This is a genomic window from Paraflavitalea pollutisoli (assembly GCF_029360705.1).
Classification (GTDB): Bacteria; Bacteroidota; Bacteroidia; order Chitinophagales; family Chitinophagaceae; genus Paraflavitalea; species Paraflavitalea pollutisoli.
This window is the reverse complement of record NZ_JARKMX010000008.1, coordinates 1,500,071-1,516,438: the sequence shown is the minus strand read 5'-3', so window position 1 is coordinate 1,516,438 and position 16,368 is coordinate 1,500,071. Positions and strand designations below refer to the sequence as shown.

The 16,368-nt window shown below is 51.6% G+C and carries 12 protein-coding genes; 3 read left to right on the top strand and 9 right to left on the bottom strand.

Features of this window, described 5'->3' with window-relative positions:
* Nucleotides 1-303: 303 nt before the first annotated feature.
* A complete protein-coding gene (locus tag P2W70_RS19795; protein WP_276483247.1) occupies nt 304-1,350 on the bottom strand; it encodes a bifunctional transcriptional activator/DNA repair enzyme AdaA in 1,047 nt (348 codons plus the stop codon).
* A 139-nt stretch (nt 1,351-1,489) separates the two neighbouring features.
* Here P2W70_RS19795 and P2W70_RS19790 point away from each other — a divergent pair, with 139 nt between their 5' ends.
* Genes P2W70_RS19790 through P2W70_RS19780 form a run of 3 tightly spaced genes read left to right on the top strand, consistent with a single transcriptional unit; the run spans nt 1,490 to nt 8,192 of the window.
* Nucleotides 1,490-2,092 (top strand): biliverdin-producing heme oxygenase, encoded by a 603-nt coding sequence (locus P2W70_RS19790; RefSeq protein ID WP_276483246.1) that lies wholly within the window; start codon nt 1,490-1,492, stop codon nt 2,090-2,092.
* Nucleotides 2,089-3,615 (top strand): GAF domain-containing protein, encoded by a 1,527-nt coding sequence (locus P2W70_RS19785; protein WP_276483245.1) that lies wholly within the window; start codon nt 2,089-2,091, stop codon nt 3,613-3,615. Before P2W70_RS19790 ends, P2W70_RS19785 begins: the two co-directional genes overlap by 4 nt.
* Before the next feature lie 8 nt (nt 3,616-3,623).
* The gene (locus tag P2W70_RS19780) at nt 3,624-8,192 is read left to right on the top strand and encodes a chemotaxis protein CheB (RefSeq protein ID WP_276483244.1); all 4,569 of its coding nucleotides are present in this window, start codon (nt 3,624-3,626) and stop codon (nt 8,190-8,192) included.
* Nucleotides 8,193-8,264: 72 nt separating this feature from the next.
* On the opposite strand, the gene P2W70_RS19775 is transcribed toward P2W70_RS19780, so the two are convergent.
* The 8 genes from P2W70_RS19775 to P2W70_RS19740 form a co-directional block, all read right to left on the bottom strand.
* Nucleotides 8,265-8,624, bottom strand: coding sequence for a cupin domain-containing protein (locus P2W70_RS19775; RefSeq protein WP_276483243.1), 360 nt, complete (start codon nt 8,622-8,624; stop codon nt 8,265-8,267).
* Between the two features lie 82 nt (nt 8,625-8,706).
* Nucleotides 8,707-9,534, bottom strand: coding sequence for a maleylpyruvate isomerase family mycothiol-dependent enzyme (locus tag P2W70_RS19770; protein ID WP_276483242.1), 828 nt, complete (start codon nt 9,532-9,534; stop codon nt 8,707-8,709).
* Nucleotides 9,535-9,630: 96 nt separating this feature from the next.
* Complete coding sequence (locus P2W70_RS19765) at nt 9,631-11,379, bottom strand: M14 family metallopeptidase (protein WP_276483241.1); 1,749 nt, start codon at nt 11,377-11,379, stop codon at nt 9,631-9,633.
* Between the two features lie 23 nt (nt 11,380-11,402).
* Nucleotides 11,403-13,040, bottom strand: a complete 1,638-nt coding sequence (locus tag P2W70_RS19760) for a M14 family metallopeptidase (protein ID WP_276483240.1) — start codon at nt 13,038-13,040, stop codon at nt 11,403-11,405.
* A 136-nt stretch (nt 13,041-13,176) separates the two neighbouring features.
* On the bottom strand, nt 13,177-14,514 hold the full coding sequence (locus P2W70_RS19755) for a Gfo/Idh/MocA family protein (RefSeq protein ID WP_276483239.1): 1,338 nt from the start codon (nt 14,512-14,514) through the stop codon (nt 13,177-13,179).
* Nucleotides 14,515-14,754: 240 nt separating this feature from the next.
* Nucleotides 14,755-15,357 (bottom strand): dephospho-CoA kinase, encoded by a 603-nt coding sequence (coaE, locus tag P2W70_RS19750; RefSeq protein ID WP_276483238.1) that lies wholly within the window; start codon nt 15,355-15,357, stop codon nt 14,755-14,757.
* 116 nt (nt 15,358-15,473) lie between these two features.
* A complete protein-coding gene (yajC, locus tag P2W70_RS19745) occupies nt 15,474-15,818 on the bottom strand; it encodes a preprotein translocase subunit YajC (protein WP_276483237.1) in 345 nt (114 codons plus the stop codon).
* Between the two features lie 112 nt (nt 15,819-15,930).
* Nucleotides 15,931-16,362: a DUF1573 domain-containing protein gene (locus P2W70_RS19740; protein ID WP_276483236.1), complete on the bottom strand. Its 432-nt coding sequence runs from the start codon at nt 16,360-16,362 to the stop codon at nt 15,931-15,933.
* Nucleotides 16,363-16,368: the final 6 nt, after the last annotated feature.

The following is a 16,368-nucleotide window of genomic DNA, read 5'->3' as shown; positions in this document are numbered from 1 at the left end:
TGAATACAATGGTAAGGTGCGGTCCTGCGTGTATATAGCAGGTTGCTACCGGTGTTGCGGTCGGGGTGTCTATGAACGGGGAAGACCACAGCAGGTTACCGGCCGTAGTATGCATGGCCGGTGGTCGATGAACCAAATATAATCAAACCGGATTGGTTTCCAAGAAAAGTGGGGGAGGCTTGGATGATTTTGGGCAGATCTGTTGTGCGGCATCTGTACGGAACAGTCGCTGTTTTTTTTGATGCCGCGCTTACTGAAGTCGCAAGCAGTTTGTCTGCTGCTTCCGGAACACTTACTGTTGCATCAGGCGTTTTTCCGTTCGTGGTCGAGCAACCATTGTTTGCGCCAGATGCCTCCGCCATAACCTGTCAGTTGTCCGTCGGAGCCGATAACGCGATGGGAGGGGATGAGAATGGAGATGCGGTTGAGTCCATTGGCATTGGCTACAGCGCGTATGGCCGAGGGTTGGTGCAGGTGTACTGCCTGTTCTTTGTAGGAGCGCGTAGTGCCAAAGGGGATGGTGGTCAGTTCCTTCCAGACGGCCTGTTGAAAATCGGTGCCGGGTGCATCGAGGGGCACGGTGAAGGTCTTTCGTTTGCCTTCGAAATACTCCTGTATTTCGCGGTTCAATTGGTCGAAGTGGACATGGGAGCCTGGCAGCAGCGGCGCTTTCAATAGTTTGTTGAGTTGCTTCAGTTCCGTTTCCAGCATTTTGCGGTCGGTAAATTCCAGCAGGCAGATGCCCCGATCGGTGGTGCCGGCCAGCATGGGGCCCAGCGGTGTGGTAATGCGGGTGATGGTAATCACCTGGCCCGATTTGCTGGAGGCTGGTACAAAGCCGGTATTTTTTTTAAAGGAATAATTGAAGCCACTGAGGGAGTCGTATCCGTTTTCAAACGCGGCACTCGTTACTTTTTCGCCATAGCGGATCATGCTAAAGGCATGGTTAATGCGTTGCAACCGTTGAAAAGCCTGAAAAGTGAGCTGGTGATGTTTCTTGAACCAGCGGCGCACCTGGGAGGGTTCTATACCCATTTCCCGCAGCCGGTAATCGGTGATCTTCTGTTCAGGTGCTTCCTGTATCAGGGCCAGCAATTGTTTGATGTAATCAGGCGCTTCGTGTTGTTGTTCGAGTGGTGAACAAACCTTGCAGGCGCGGTAACCATGCTGCAGGGCTTCTTTGCTGGTCGCATAAAACTCGACATTCTCGAATTTGGGTTTGCGTGCCGTACAAGTAGGCCGGCAAAATATGCCCGTGGTCTTCACGGCTGCGAAAAAGACGCCCTCAAACTGGCTGTCTTTTTTAACCAGCGCGGCGTACATCAGATCCGGTGTCAATGTGTTCATCATAGCTCGAATAATAGGCCACAAAAATACTGGCGTCCGTGTTGCGTGGCAACCGAAAATTGAACACCCATTTTTTCTGTCCGGCAGCTATGCCGAAAAATGGCATTGTTTGTGAAATACTACCTCCCTAAAATCGACTTCTTTGACGACGACCCACCCATCCGTATTGATTACGGACCTGCTAAAAACAACCACTTTAGCTGCCCACCAGCAGCTGGAAAAATGGATGGTATATGCCATCAAATCGATGCATACGCAGGAACAATATCTGTCATTGCTTTCCCTTTTTTATGGTTTCTATCAGCCGGTACAGCAACAGGTGTTGCCACTGGTGCGCGAGATCGTGACCGATTGGGAAGAACGCCGTCAATCGGAGCTATTGTGGCAGGATATGCAGGTGCTCAACCCTTTGCTGAAGGAGGTGCCGCTGTGTAGGCACACGCCAGTCTATTCCAGCGTGGGCGAGGCTTTGGGCGCTTTGTATGTTTTTGAAGGGTCGACCCTGGGTGGTTCCATCATCGCGAAAATGGTGCGTGACCGGCTGCCTGGTCTGCCCACCGGCGCGCTGCAATTCTTCACGGGCTATGCGGACGCGACGATGAACAAGTGGGCGCAATTCCGGCAATACCTGTTGTCGTTTGCCGATTCCGAAGCAAAGCAACAGGCGGTTATATTGGGTGCAAACCAAACATTTGAAAGCTTTTATGAATGGCTGCAGGGCCATTCCATAACCCATACGAAATGAGTAAAAAGAATTATGATTCTGCTTTTTGCGGCAGCCTGCCGCTGCACAAGATCAACCTTATCCAGGCGCATGGTGTGTTGCTGATCGTCGGGTTTACCGACTTTTTGATTCAACAGGTGAGTGAGAATGTGGAAAAGCTTCTACAAAAATCGCCCGCTGAATTGGTGGATACACCGTTGACCGATTATTTCTCGCCGGTTCAACTGGCAGATGTGAAAAAAAAGTTTGAGGATGCTTCGACTGCTAAGCTACCCTATACGCTGACCCTGGAGTGGGGTGGGGTGGCCCGGGATTTTTTGGCCATCATTCACCGGAAGGAAGATGCCCTGCTGATCGAGCTTGAATTGTCTGCCGCCTCCGATCGGTCGGCCGCTTTCACCGACATTTACCTCGATCTGCGGCATGCGATGGCAGCCATGGATCAGGCTGGTGATATTGCCGGGGTAGCTGCCATTGCTGCAGAAGAGATCAAGCGGGTTTCGGGTTTCGATAAAGTATTGATCTACCGTTTTGACGCCGATTGGAATGGTACGGTGATCGCTGAAGTGCTGGAAGAGGGGATGGATGCTTATTTGGGGCTCACTTTTCCGGCATCCGATATCCCGCAGCAAGTACGCAACCTGTACCTGCGCAATCCGTATCGCATGATCCCCGACCGGGAAGGGGAACCTGTTGGTTTGTACCCGGTGATCAATCCCGTGTCGCAAAACTTTGTTGACCTGTCGGATTGTGACCTGCGTATGGTGGCCGGGGTGCATGTGGAGTATATGCGTAATATGAAGATCATGGCGTCGATGTCGATCCGCATTATAAAGGATGATCTCCTGTGGGGATTGTTCAGCTGTCATCACCGTACACCCCGGCAGTTGTCGTTCGAGACCTGCGCCGTGTTGGAGTTTCTGTCGAATATTCTTTCTGCGCGCATTACCAGTCTCCACAACAAGGAACGATTTGCTGCACTCACGCGTTTGCAGGAGGTGCATGCCAAACTGGTTGAGCAAGTGTACCAGGCAGATGACCTGGTGGAGGCATTGACCACGTATCCTGTAACGGTGCTCAATGTGCTGGGTGCCGAAGGTGCCGTGATCCTGTCGGAAAAGCGTATCGATACCATTGGGAAAACGCCATCAAAAAATGATATCAAGGAGTTGGTATTATGGCTTTATAGCAACAATTTTGCGCAGCTGTATCAACATGATTCGCTGGCTTCGGTGTATGATGAGGCGGCTGGCTATGCCAGTGTGGCCAGTGGTGTCCTTTCGTTGCCGCTCAATCCGGAAAAGCGTGAATATATTATTGCGTTCAGGCCCGAGGTATTGCAATCCATCGATTGGGGTGGAGATCCATCGACGGCTCTCACGTTCGATAAGGACAATATCCACTATCATCCGCGCAGTTCTTTTGCCAGCTGGCAGCAAACGGTGAAGCGTACGGCTGTGGCATGGAAGTCGTATGAGCTCGAGGTGGCGGAATCGTTCAGGAATTTTTTATTGGAATATAAGCTCAGGAAGCATTCTTTTTAAACTGGTCAATGAAAAAACAGCCAACCATACAACGCCCTGATAATGGGACGGAAATATTGGATAAACCGGATTATGTGATTGCAGTCGGTGCCTCTGCCGGCGGGCTGGAAGCGATCCATGAATTCTTTGATAATATGCCCGAAGGGGGCAGTTATGCGTTTGTTCTCATCCAGCACCTGTCACCCGATTATAAGAGCCTGCTCGTGGAGCTGGTGTCGAAGCATACCAGCATGAATGTGCTGGAGGCTGAGCACAATGTGGTATTGCAAAGTGGTAACGTTTATGTGATCCCCAACAACAAGGTAATGACCATCAGCCAGGGTAAGGTGCAACTGGTGCAGAAAGCCCTGGATAAGCTACCCAACACGGCGGTGGACTCCTTCCTGTATTCGCTGGCGCGGGATAAAGGCAATCATGCGATTGCCGTGATCCTGTCAGGTACGGGTTCGGATGGTACCAAGGGTATTGAGGCGATCAAACAGGCCGGCGGTTTTGTACTGGTGCAGGCACCGGATACCGCCCGGTTTGACGGAATGCCCAATAGCGCCATCCATGGTGGTAATGTCGATCATGTGTTGTCTCCGGCTGCCATGCCGCAGGAGATCGTGAAGTATACGACCAGGCATTTTACGCCCGTGGAGGATGAGGAAGAGCCGGACATTGTTCCCACTGCCAGTCAGGAACAGCAGTTGGCGGCGATTACGTTGCTGGTGAAGCAGCATACGGGCAACGACTTTCAGGCTTACAAGCCCGCTACTATATTACGGCGTGTAGAGAAACGGATCAGTCACCTGTCGTTGAAGTCGATCGACGAATACATTCACTACCTGCATCAGCATCAGGAAGAATCGAATACGTTGTTCAAGAGTTTTCTGATTGGGGTTACCCGTTTCTTCCGCGATAAAAATGCTTATGAGGTCATTAAGAACCAGGTGTTGCCTGCTTTGGGTAAGACGAAGCAGCCTGGTGAGCTGCTCAAGGTATGGGTCAATGCCTGTAGTACTGGTGAGGAAGCTTACTCACTGGCGATCCTGTTTGATCGGTACGTGCGCCAGCAGGACCTCCAATTAGACATCAAGATCTTTGCGACCGACCTCGACGAGGCGGCGATCGAATATGCGGCCAAAGGAACGTATCCTTTGTCGATTGAAAAGGATATCGATCAGGATATCCTCGATGAATATTTCGTGCGGGAGGGGAAGAAGTATGTGGTGTTACCGCGTGTACGTAAGATGGTGGTGTTTGCCCGGCACAATGTGCTGAAAGATCCGCCGTTCATTCACAACGATTTGGTGAGTTGTCGCAACCTGCTGATCTATATGGATAGCAGCCTGCAGCAAAAGGTATTGGATACGCTTGATTTCGCCCTGCGGGTAGGTGGTTATTTGTTCCTGGGTTCCAGTGAACATCTTTCCGTACTCAAGGAAAACTATGTAGAGGCAGAAGGCAAGTGGAAGATTTTCCGGAAGATCAACCTGAAACGAAGGAGTTATATTGAACCCTCTTACCAGCCTGCCAAAAGTTACCGTCCTTCCCAGGGTAGGGTGGAATACCCTATCTATCGTAGTCAAAAGAAGCAGGATGAATATGTATTGTTGGAAGCTTTTAAGGATTTGATGGCTGAAGAGCAACGGTATGCTGCTTTGTATATCGATAACCGTTACGAAGTGAAAGATGCGATAGGCGATTTCACCCGATACCTGTCGTTGCCCGAGCACCGGCTTAACTTCAACCTGCTGAAGATGCTGTTGCCCGAATTGTCGGTGGCGGTCAATACGGCCATTCGGAAGGCCTGGAAGGAGAAGAAAAAAGTACATCTTCGTGCGATCCGGGTTAAGCGGGAGGGCGATCATTGTTTGGTGAACGGTATTGTCAATCCTTACCTTCCGGAGAAAAGTCTGAGTACATTGGTGGTATTGTGGGAAACGGCCGATACCGTCGGCGAAGATGCGGAAGTGATCAGGGGGCAATTGCCGGCCGATAGCCAGTCATTGATCATGGAGCTGGAGGATGAGTTACAGGAAAGCCGGCTCAATCTGCAGATTGCGGTAGAGGGCCTGGAGACTGCCAATGAGGAATTGCAAAGCTCCAATGAGGAACTGCTGAGTGCCAACGAAGAACTGCAAAGTTCGAACGAAGAGTTGCAATCACTCAACGAAGAATTACATACGCTCAACACCGAGCACCAGCTGAAGATCAAAGAGCTGATCGAGCTAAATGATGACCTTAATAACTATTTTGGCAGTACCGATATCGGACAGGTATTTGTCGATGCCGACATGCGCATCCGCAAGTTCAATCCCGCAGCTGTCAAACTCATCAATCTGATCGATTCTGATGTAGGGCGCCCCATCGATCATATTTCCAATAATATCGAGCATAGTACGCTGACGGCCGACATTAAACAGGTACTGAAGTCAAAGAAGCTGGTAGAAAGGGAAGTCAAGCTATACAACCACACGAGTGCCCTGATGCGGGTGTTTCCCTATATCCGCTCTGATAAGAAAACGGATGGCGCGGTGATCTCGTTCATCGATATTTCCATGATCAAGAACCTGGATAATATCATTACGGGTATTTTCAATTCCACGCTTAATGCGATCATTGCTTTCAAAGCACAACGGAGTGCGTCGAGTGGCATCGCAGATTTTCATGTCATTACGGCTAACCAGGCCGCAGATAAGCTACTTGGGCTTAGCGGCGAGTCGGCTGTAGGGCTCTCGTTGAAATATGATTTCCAACACCTATGCAGCAATGGTTTTTTCCCGAAACTGGTGAAGGTGGTGGAAGAAAACAAAGTGTACCACGACGAGTGTGTGATCACTACCGGTGATTCGCCGGTGATCTATGAAATGATCGCCGTGAAGATGATGGATGGCCTCATCATTACCTATTCCGATATTACAGAAAAGAAAGATGCCGAGCAGCGCCTACGGAAGAGCTATAGTGAGCTGGTGATCGCCAAGGATACCCTGAAGCAACTGAACCGCGAGCTGGAGGAAAAGGTGATGGATCGTACCCGCGAGCTATCGGGCAGTGAGGAGCGTTTCCGCCTGATCTCGCAGGCGACCAATGACGCGATCTGGGACTGGAACCTGACCAACAATTCTGTGTGGTACAGCGATACGTTTTATGAGTTGTTCGACTACAAGAAAGCAGAAGTGCCACCCCAACGTAATTTCTGGATCCAAAAGCTGCATCCCGATGACCGTGCGCGGGTCAATGAACTCATCAACCGGATCATCAATAAAAAAGAAAGCAAGTGGTCGACAGAGTACCGCTTCCTGAAAGGAAACGGTACCTATGCCTATATTCTCGACCGCGGCAACCTGTTGCAGGACGAATACCATACTCCTTACCGGATGCTGGGCAGCATGATGGATATCACCAGTCTGCGGGAAGCTGAGAAGAATGCGCTGGTAAACCTGGAAGAGAAGGAGTTCCTGGCAGATTCGATCCCGATGATCGTGTGGACGGCGAACCCGGACGGGGTGATGGAGTTTGCCAACCTGCAGTTTCCGGAGTATACCGGTATTTCTGCCGAAGATGTGTTGGATAAGGGATTGGAAGTATGTATCCATCCGGACTATATAGATGCTTACCAACAAGCCTGGCACAACGCACTGGAGGATAAGAAAGAGTTTTCTATCGAATTGCTGATGCGCCGGTATGACGGTCAATATCGCTGGCAGCAATTGCGGGCCAGGCCAATGATGAACGAAGGGAAGGACCTGAGCTTGTGGGTGGGCAACATCATGGAGGTGCACGAACGGAAGGTGGCCACCGAGGTGCTGGAGTTGCGGGTGAAGGAAAGGACCGAGGAGTTGCAACGCGCCAACCATGAATTGGAGAAGAGCAATACCGAGTTGCAACAGTATGCTTTTGTGGCTAGCCATGACCTGAAGGAGCCCACGCGGAAGATATTCATCTTTAGCAATATGATCAAGGACAATTACCTGCACGATACGGAATCGAAAGCTACTGACCTGGTAAACCGGATCATCAAATCATCACAGCGGATGATGCGCCTGATCGAAGACCTGCTCAACTATTCGAAGTTGTCGCAAAACGGTAAGTTTGAGCCCATCGATCTCAATCATACCATCCGCGAGATCCTGTCGGACCTCGAGGTGGTGATCGCCGATAAGCAAGCTGTGGTGCGTGTGGGACATTTGTACCAGGTGGATGGCATGCCCGGGCAAATCAGGCAGGTGTTTCAAAACCTGATCAGCAATGCCTTGAAGTTCTCGCGGGAGGGCGTACCACCGGAAGTGCAAATTCATGCACAGCGTATTGCCGAACGTTCCTTTGAGGCGCCGGAAGATGATAATGGGTCCTGGTGCCGCATCGAAGTGCGCGATAATGGAATAGGGTTCAATGAACGATTCCTGGATAAGATCTTTACGCTTTTTCAGCGTTTGCATACGCAGGAGCAATATGAGGGTACTGGTATTGGCTTGTCCATCACCCGTAAGATCGTCGAGAAACACAAAGGGATTATTACGGCACGCAGCAAAGAGGGGCTGGGTACCACTTTTGTGATCGTATTGCCGCTGCGGCAGGAGGGATTTTTATAAGCATTACTTGCATCATACTATGACGAAGGCCCGGTCATCATGCCCGGGCCTTCATCATTTTCCCTATAGGTTTTATATATTCTTCAACTCCTTTTGGGTAAAGGCATTGTCGACATTGCCGGTATTGAGGGTGCCTGCGGGCTCAAACAACAATACTTCTACTTCTTCAGGTGCATTGGGGCGGTGTTCTACGCCCCGGGGTACGATAATAAACTCTCCTTCGTTCAGCACTACATTTTTATCGCGGAATTCCATGATGAAGCTGCCCTTCACGACCAGGAAGAGTTCGTCTTCGTGCTCGTGGTGATGCCAGGTGAAGGGCCCCTGAAACTTGACGAGTTTTACATGCTGTCCATTGAGTTCACCGGCGATCTTGGGATTCCAGTGTTCTGTGAAGCTGGCAAACTTGTCGGCGAGGTTGATTTTTTCCATAGCAATTATTTAGGTGTAGAACAAGTGGTGGTGGTCATTAGTTGCGTCATCGGGTTGTCGAAAACGGTTATTGGGTGGTTGATCAGGCCATCACGGAAACCATGTCGAGGGCCACTTCTCCCAACGCCCGGTTGCCCATGATGGTGGTATAGGGTATTACCTGTGGCCTGCGCCAGCTTTTGGAGAAGAGTTTCCAGGCAATGCTGCCATCGATGGTGGTATGGGCGGCAGGTGTGGTGGCGGGTTGATCGGTCAATACCCATCCCGCTTCCCGGGTGATGAACCAGTCACCGCCGCCGGTTCCTGAAATACTGACTTTTACGGTAGTACCGGCGGGGGCGGCCGTACCCCGGTATACTACTGGCAGGGCACGCATAAAGGTATCGAGCAGGGGATGATACAATTCAGCAGTCATGATACCGGGTTTGTTGACGGCATCCCGGATCTGTTGCTGGTGGTGCCATTTTTCGGTGTATTCACGGGCGATGTGAAACCAGTTAGCAGAGACTTCTTCACCGGCCCAGCCAACCGAAAAGATCGCTTGTTCCAATGGGGCGAGGGTAGCGAGGTAAGCGCTGGCCTGGGGGCAATACACGGCCAGCAATTCGGTGAGGATGGCCGGGCTCAGGCGTTTGCTCGCGTGTACGTAATCGGCATTGAGCCGGTTGAGGTAATCGATCAGGTCTTGCGCGGAACCGATGGCGCCTGGCGGGTCACCAACATAACCATCCCTGGCAATCGACAGTGTCCGCAGGTGGGTGTCGAGGATATGGGCAGCCACATCCTTGACGGTCCATAGGCGGGCTACCGTGGGCAGGTTCCATTCTTCCGGTGTAAGGGAGCGCAGCAACTCGATCAGTTTTTGATCCAGTACCGGCAATAAGTGCACTGTTTGGATAGGGAGGCTCATCACCAAATATAAACAAAGCTGCGGGCAAGGTGCGGGATAAATGTCCCTGTTTCCTGCCCGCAGCGTATGGCTTTCGATAGCTTATTCTGCAGCTTACTATTTACCCCTGATCACCAATCCGCCCTTACGGCTATCTACGGTGATAGTGTATTTGCTATTGCCTTGCACGATCCAACGTACGGTCACGCTGCCCTGCCCGGGAATATTGGGTACCACAATGGTGGCGGGTTCTGTTTGCTGCTCGGTCGTGATGCCAAGATCGCGGTTGTCGACCATCATGCTGGCTACCACTTTAGCGCCTGTCAGGGTGATGTAATCGGGCCGTTCGATCTTGAACTTCAGGTCCTGGCTGGCATGCGTCGGTATGATACGTTCGTTGTATACCACGGCCGTGATCTCTTTCAAGCCGTCGCCGAGGTCTTTCTCGGCAATGGAATCGATGGAGAGCTTAGGAGTCTGGTAGCAATGGAAGATGCTGAACGACATGTTGCGGTGTGCGTCGGCTTCGAGCAGGAAACCGGGGTGCATACGGCCGAAGTTCTTTTTGAAACCACCGATCTCGATCTTGCCATATTGCGGGTGGTCGTATTCGTGCCATTCTACAAAGGCATCTTTGAAGAGGAGGTAGCGATCGAACTGGTAGGAGGGATCCACGCCGTTGTCGTCGTCATCGTTGCCTTTGTTGAACATCAGGTAAGAGGTCCACAGTTCGTTGGAGAAGGTATATACGCCCCGACCGCCATAGAACCAGTCGAGTTCGCCACCGTAGGCTGAATACAGGTCTTTGTATACAACGAGGTAGCGGTAGCCTGGCAACAGCTCTTCGCCTTTTTTACCCAGTATATCGTAGATGCGTACGTCGTTTGCATTGTAAGTGCCTACGTCTTCCTGTCCACCGGGTCCACGCAGGATCATACCGCCCGAGTTGTGGTACGATTGTGCGGCAGCAATGTTGGGATGCTTCATCACGAAGTCCATCACGGCGCGGTTCTCTGGCAGGGAGAAGGGATATTTGTAGGCACCATTCTGAATATAGTTTGGCTGCCATCCCCATCCCCAGTCGCGGTTGGGGTCATACTCGAAGGTGTAGCCATCTTCATTCACGAGACCATCGCCATCATTGTCGATGCCTTCCTGGCCCAGCAGTTCATATTCCCCTTTTTCTTCGGGACCTACCATCACCATTTTGCGGGGATCTTTGGTGTCCTGTTTCCAACGGCCATTGGGATTCTTGCGGCGCATCATCACGATGTGACCATCTTTGTCGAGGTCGTCATAGCCGTCTTCGTCTACCTGTCCGTCGCGGTCGTTGTCGACGGGAATGAGGCCGGAGCGGGGTGAGCTGGCGGTGTTGGCTTCATGGAAGAAGTTGTCACGCGCATCGGGATTGATGGTGGGCACGATGTAGAAGGTTTTATCGGCCAGCAGCTCCTGGATGTATTTGGTATCGGCAAAGGATTCTGTCAGGTACCAGGCTGTATACAAGGCGAATTCACTGCCCTGTACTTCATTGGAGTGGATATTGCCATCGATGTACATAGCGGGTTTGCGGCTAACATCACCTCCTTTTTTGAAATCGCTGATGGTGAGGCACCACAGGTCGCGGCCCTGAAAGGATTTGCCGATGGATTCCAGTTTACAGAGTTCGGGATGCGCGGCTGCGATCTTCTTGACGATATCGGTGATGCCTGCATGGTCGTTGTAGCGGTTCCAGCTCATGGGCACTTTGGGGCGTACGGGGCTGCCGGCGCCTTTGAATACCTGGTTGGGTTGCTGGGCCTGCAGAGAGAGGCTGCCGATAGCGAGGCCGCAGCTGAGGAGTACTCGGGATATATTGCGTTTCATGAATGTCTGTTTTGTGTAGCGTACTAAAGATTGATGTCGGTTTTAGCAGTGCCGGTGGTCGGGCTGCCGGCTTCGATGGTGACTTTGCCGCTGCCTTTGATCAGCCAGGTGAGGGGCTGTGCACTGAGGCCGTCGAGGGAATTCAGCAATTGGTTCTTGCGACCGCTGATGACCGTTTGAGTGCTCGCGGTATTCACCTTCACCTGTATGCGTTTGATCCAATAACTTCTTTCGCCCAGTTTGGTGTGAGAAGCGAAAACGCCTTTGTTGGCTACTTCGAGGCTGATGCGGGTGAGACCGTTGCCCAGCTTTTCCGTTTTCACGTTGACCAGGTCCAGCTCGGGTTGGTAGGCTGCTACCTGTACGATGAAGCTCGTGTGTTTTTTCACGATATCGGGTACCAGTTTATACGGAGGATTGATCAATACGAAGGGATCGATGCCGCCTACTTCTGCTGTTTGACCGGCGAAGTCTGGGTGCTGTATCGCTTTCCAGGGCGTAAAGGTATTGGTGATGCCTTGTTGTGCTGCCCAGCGCAGGTAGTTAGCGGTGGGATCGTCGACAGACAATGCCTTTTCTTTTTTAGCCGTGTCGGGTTTGGCTTTGGGTACAAACCAACCGGGTGTGCTGAAACTGTAGCGGGCATAGTGGTAGTAACCCCAGGAGCCGAAATCTCCGCCGGCCGGTGTCGATTTGGGTGCTTCTTTCATGCCTGTTACCTTGTTGTATAGTTCTGATACCAGGGCATTGGCTTTGGCATCGGGCTCCAGGTAGCCGGCTACGATGCGCTGGTTGGCTGCTGCGGGGTTATAGGCTATCGGTGAGGACAGGTTGTTGTCGGTGCTGAAGCTGAATACAGCGTATACATTGAACAGGTCAAACAACTGATCGACCAGTGCCCTGTTTTCTTTTTCGGATACGGCAAATTCACCGGAGCCGGGGGTGAAGGAGGGATGTTTGTAGGTGAAGTTCCTGTTGAACGAGATACCGCCCGGGCCATCTTCATTGTACAGTTTGTCTTTGTCGTTGTCGATGCCTTCAGCATACAGCAGGTATTCGCCTTTTTCGCCTTTGGCGGCGTCGGCTTTGATGAGTACGCGTGAATCGTCGGGGTGCAGTTTATAAATACCCAGGGGAGATTTAACGCGTAGCCAGGTGATCTTGCCGTTGCCATCGAGGTCGTCATAGCCGTCTTCGTCGGTTTTGCCATCGCGGTCATCGTCGGTGGTGGTGGCGTTGCCAGAGCGTTCGTATTTCAGGGCCGCGAAATACTGTTCGCTGGCGTCGGGACTCATATTGGGAAATACGTAGAAAGTTGTTTTGTTGAGCAGGGCTTTGATGCTGTCGGAGCTGCTGCCTTTGAGCAGGTCTTCAGCAAAACCGATGGCAAGTTCGGCCCCCAGCAAATGTTGGCCTTCAACGCCACCTACGATGGCAATGGCTGGTTTGCTGGTGTTATTGCCGCTGCCGATGGTGAGCATCCAGATGTCTTTGTTGCCGTTGGTGCGGGCGATCGATTTGATGCTGGCCAGCTGCGGATACTGTTTGGTGAGTGCCTGTAGCCGGCTGGTTTGTTGCTGGTAGGGGGAGTAATCCTGTTGTGCCTGTGCCGTCAATGCGGTCAGGGCGGCCAGCAGGATCGCTGTCGTGTATTTTCTCATGTACGCCTTGATTTTTAGGGACTAAATATAATTAAAACCGCCAAAGCCGAACAGACAATAGGATGGGTGGCGAGTCCTGGCATAAAAAGGGCGCTCCGTAAGAAGCGCCCTGATGAATTTGGTATTGACTGCTATTTTATACCCGCACCGATTTCGGTTGCAGGGAGGTCAGTTCGCCGATATTGATGGGCTTACCGGTATCGATGCTGTTGCGGGCAGCGATGCCAATGAGGATAGACATGGCGCCATCGCGGCTGCCGGCAGCCTGCTTATACGGATCATCACCCGGCGTGAACACCTGCTTGCGTAAACGGGTGTCGCCACCGCCATGGCCTGCTTCACGGTTGGGAATGCGGATGATCTCCCGTTTGCCGAAGTTTTCCGTGATCTGTATCTCGTCGAAGCCTTCTTCTTCCCAGGGCTGGCTTTCCTTGATCCACGCGTCGATGCGGCCCTTGGTACCGTTGAAGGCGATGCGGTAGCCTTCATAGGGCGAGTAGGCAGTCAATGAATAGCTGACCTGCGTTTTGTTGGCGTAGCGGATCTGCACGGCCATCTTGTCGAAGATGTCGATGTCTTCTTTCCACACGCAGCCATCGCGCAGGTAGCCGTCGTGGTGTTCATTGGCGGCATACAGTTCCATCAGGCTCTGGCTTTTGGTCATATCCCAGTAGAACTTACATTCTTTTTTATGGGGGCAGGGGCGGCAGTTCGTATGTCTGAAGCTGTTGTTCTTGCCATAGTGTTCGAGGGATCCGTAGGCAAAGACCTGTTCGGGTTCGGAATTGATCCACCAGTTGAGCAGGTCGAAATGGTGGGTGGCTTTGTGCACCAGCAGGGAGCCGCCATTCTTGCGCAGGCGGTGCCAGCGGCGGAAATAATCGGCACCATGGGAGGTATTGAGGTACCAATGGAAATCGACCGAAGTGATCTTGCCGATGGTGTCGTTGCGCAACAGTTCGTATATCTTTTGCCGATGAGGTGAGTAGCGGTAGTTGAAGGTGACGGTTACTTTCTTGCCGGTCTTTTTCTCGGCATCGAGGATGGCCTGGCATTTCTGTTCGTCGATGGTCATGGGTTTTTCGGTGATGATGTTGGCGCCATATTCCATGCCTTTAATGATGAACTCGTGGTGCGTACCATCAACCGTCATGACCATGAGCGTGTCGGGTTTGGTTTCCTTCATCATCTTGTCGAAGTCGGTGAAGGTAGGGCAGGAGAGCTTGAGTGATTTGCGGGCTGTTTCCACGCGGCCGGGGTTGATATCGCAAAGACCGACGAATTCAACCTGGTCTTTAAACTCTTCGATGACGGGTTTGCCCCACATGCCGATGCCGCGTACGCCGGTGCCAACCATGGCGATGCGTTTTTTGGCGAATGGGGCGGTCAGGTTTTCGTTGGCGAGTACGGAATCGGCAAGAATGGTTCCGGCGAGGAGGCTGCCGGATTGTTGCAGGAAATTTCTTCTGTGCATAGCAATCTGATATTTGATTTAAGATACCGATTGCACCGCAAAACGGAAAATACATTTACGATTTTGGGTAAAATTCCTGTATAAAAGGTTGTATTTGTTGATCATGCGATCAGGATGGAGCAGGATGGTGGGGAAGTAAGGCAATTAGGCAGCAAGGCAACCAGGCATCGAGGAAAAAAGGCATCGAGGCAACCAGGCAAGAAGTTGTCGAGGCGTCAGGGGAAGCTGGCAGGAAAGCTACTATGGGGTGGCCAGGTGCGCGTTTAACGCCAGCAACCTTTCGTGCACCTGCATCACCTGCGGAATTACTGCCTGCTGTTCGTCGTTGGTAATGACAAAGTCGCAGAGGCGCATTTTGATGGATTGGCTGATCTGTTTGTCCATTCGGGCGATCACGGCTTCCCGGGTTACGTTGTCACGCTGCATGGTACGGTGGATGCGCAGGGCGTCGGGCGCATACACGCCGATCATATAATCGAGCTGCGATTGGGTGCCACTCTCGAAGATGATGGCCGCTTCCTTGATCGCATAGGGATCGGTTTGCTGGGCCATCCATTGTTCGCCGGCGCGTATGGTGGCGGGATGAACGAGCGAGTTCATCAGGGCGAGTTTCTCCTCGCTGTTGAAGACGATCTGTGCGATGTATTTGCGGTTGAGCGGACCACCTTCATAGGCGGCTGCTCCAAAATGGTGTATGATCTGTGCCTTGAGGTCGGGATCATCATTCATGATCGACCGGGCTACGTCGTCGGCATAGTACACGGGAATGCCCAGCACTTCAAATACTTTGGCTACGGTGCTTTTGCCCGATCCGATACCGCCTGTCAGTCCGATCTTTAACATGGCGCAAAGCTACTGCGTAAAATCCTGTTTTAATAGGGCCTGTTTAATTAGCATCAACTGCACAAAAAAAGCCGGAACCATTCGGTTCCGGCCGTATAAAAAGTTCACTGGTAAACTTATTTGGCTGGTGTAGCAGCAGTGCCTTTGTTCACGTTGTTGCTCCACTCGATAGAGATAGCGCTCTTTTCGATCTTGATGGTGCTGCCGGGGCTTGTTTCCAGATCGATGGTGTTGTCTTCGCTATTGATCCGGTATACCTTACCGTGGATACCTGCGATCGTTACCACTTTGTCACCCTTTTGCAGGTTCTCCTGGAATTGTTTTGCCAGCTTCGCTTTTTTAGCTTGCGGACGGATCATGAACAACCAGAAAATGAGGATCATACCACCCAACAGGATCAGTTGCATAGAACCGCCGCCGGGGCCTGATGCCTGCAATAAAACAACTAATTGAGAATTCATTCGTATGTCGGTTTTAAAAAATGTTTAATAATTACTTAACCAGAGGCCGCAAGATACGGCAATCGGGATAATTAATTGCCCTTCATCTCTAAATCAACTGTATATTAACAGTTTACTTTTTCTCGGCAGCTGGTTTTACATCCACCATGAACTGCAGTCGGTGTTCTTTAGAACCTTCCGTATTGGCCACTACATAAATGCTTTTGGAGTTGGGGCCGGGTTTGCCTGTGCTGTTGAAAGATGCTTTGATGATACCTTCTTCACCGGGGGCAATGGGCTTTTCGGGCTTCTCGGCCACGGTACATCCGCAACTAACATTTACCTGTTCGATCACCAATGGTTTGGTACCCGCATTCTTGAAGCGGTAGGAGATGTCTATTACCTGTCCTTCCGTCACCTGACCCATTTCCTTCAGGGTATCGACCCATTGGATGGTGGTGAGTTCACCGGGTTTTGGTTGCGCTGCTTTGTTTTCAGAAGCGCTGCTTTGGCAGGCTACGGCAACTACGCCGATCGCCAGGGCCAGGAACATGAGTTTTTTCATCTGATA